2 protein-coding genes and 1 pseudogene are annotated in these 1,497 nt (G+C 46.6%); 2 read left to right on the top strand and 1 reads right to left on the bottom strand.

Annotated elements, in window-relative coordinates:
* The first annotated feature begins 65 nt into the window (after positions 1-65).
* Positions 66-434: a hypothetical protein gene (locus LNTAR_RS28520; protein WP_000538659.1), complete on the top strand. Its 369-nt coding sequence runs from the start codon at positions 66-68 to the stop codon at positions 432-434.
* Between the two features lie 343 nt (positions 435-777).
* Here LNTAR_RS28520 and LNTAR_RS24580 read toward each other — a convergent pair whose 3' ends face one another.
* The gene (locus tag LNTAR_RS24580; RefSeq protein ID WP_007281488.1) at positions 778-1,017 is read right to left on the bottom strand and encodes a hypothetical protein; all 240 of its coding nucleotides are present in this window, start codon (positions 1,015-1,017) and stop codon (positions 778-780) included.
* A gap of 286 nt (positions 1,018-1,303) precedes the next feature.
* On the opposite strand from LNTAR_RS24580, the pseudogene LNTAR_RS24575 reads away from it, so the two are divergent.
* A pseudogene (locus LNTAR_RS24575) lies at positions 1,304-1,497 on the top strand (hypothetical protein); the annotation flags it as partial.

Below are 1,497 nucleotides of genomic sequence, written 5' to 3'. Positions count from 1 at the left end.
CCATGTTAAGGGCGGTTTTTTCCTGTTTGGTCACTGATGCCTCCGTGTAAGGGGGATTTCTGTTCATGGGGGTAATGATACCGATGAAACGAGAGAGGATGCTCACGATACGGGTTACTGATGATGAACATGCCCGGTTACTGGAACGTTGTGAGGGTAAACAACTGGCGGTATGGATGCGGCGGGACCAGAGAAAAATCACTCAGGGTCAATGCCAGCGCTTCGTTAATACAGATGTAGGTGTTCCACAGGGTAGCCAGCAGCATCCTGCGATGCAGATCCGGAACATAATGGTGCAGGGCGCTGACTTCCGCGTTTCCAGACTTTACGAAACACGGAAACCGAAGACCATTCATGTTGTTGCTCAGGTCGCAGACGTTTTGCAGCAGCAGTCGCTTCACGTTCGCTCGCGTATCGGTGATTCATTCTGCTAACCAGTAAGGCAACCCCGCCAGCCTAGCCGGGTCCTCAACGACAGGAGCACGATCATGCGCACCCGTGGCCAGGACCCAACGCTGCCCGAATGTTCTTTCCTGCGTTATCCCCTGATTCTGTGGATAACCGTATTACCGCCTTTGAGTGAGCTGATACCGCTCGCCGCAGCCGAACGACCGAGCGCAGCGAGTCAGTGAGCGAGGAAGCGGAAGAGCGCCCAATACGCAAACCGCCTCTCCCCGCGCGTTGGCCGATTCATTAATGCAGAGCTTGCATGCCTGCAGGTCGACTCTAGAGGATCGATCCCCCTGTGCTAGGATGGTCACCTAGATCAGGAAACAGCTATGACCCCAGTGTGCTGAAAGCTATCGCGTTCGCGATCACCTGAAGGTCGCGAACGCGATAGATTTTCTTTTCTCCGCCCGCAGTGATGAATTCTTCGTCAGTGTAATGCTCCTGCGAGCTTCTGAGTGTATCTAGAATAGGGCAGTCAGGATGAGCAATTTCTTCAAGTTTATCAACTTGATAAAACTGCTGGAAGTTACTGTTCAAATGTTGGAAAGATTTTTCTAAATCTGACATGAGCCCTCGGTTACTTGTATAAATTATACAATCCCATTGGATCTTTCCTAACAAAAATATAAGAAGTTCTGCTTTTTTTATAAAAACTTTATAAGTGGTGAGAAAAGCCCATGCTCCAAGTGATATTTCTTATATAAACACAATGAAATTTCGGAAAATACATAACAGCCTTGACGAGGCGGCGGAGTTTTACTTAATAAACCATCGTGTAAAGCATGAGTAATCAAAGATAAGAAGAGTTCAGTTGTTTACTGAACTCAGAATCAATTAACAAGGGATAATCCTAATGAAGACTTTTTATAATTTACTTATTTTTATTTTCAGCATGGGCGCCTTGGCTCAAGGAAGCTTAATAAAACAAGATGATAAAGCTCTTCCACATTCGCCTTTCGATCAAAAGCGCGTCATGTTTTTGGGGGATAGTATCACTCGTGCGGGGATTTATTTCCGTTACATCGATTACTACCTACAAAAATCATT

Origin of the sequence: Lentisphaera araneosa HTCC2155, from assembly GCF_000170755.1 — a bacterium.
GTDB classification, from domain to species: domain Bacteria; phylum Verrucomicrobiota; class Lentisphaeria; order Lentisphaerales; family Lentisphaeraceae; genus Lentisphaera; species Lentisphaera araneosa.
Note: the sequence above shows the minus strand (reverse complement) of the source record. Positions and strands in the feature narration are given on the sequence as shown.

Bases quoted from the DNA above. Each gene is read 5' to 3' on its own strand.
- LNTAR_RS28520 (WP_000538659.1), top strand. From the start codon at position 66: ATGGGGGTAATGATACCGATGAAACGAGAGAGGATGCTCACGATACGG.
- LNTAR_RS24580 (WP_007281488.1), bottom strand. From the start codon at position 1,017: ATGTCAGATTTAGAAAAATCTTTCCAACATTTGAACAGTAACTTCCAG.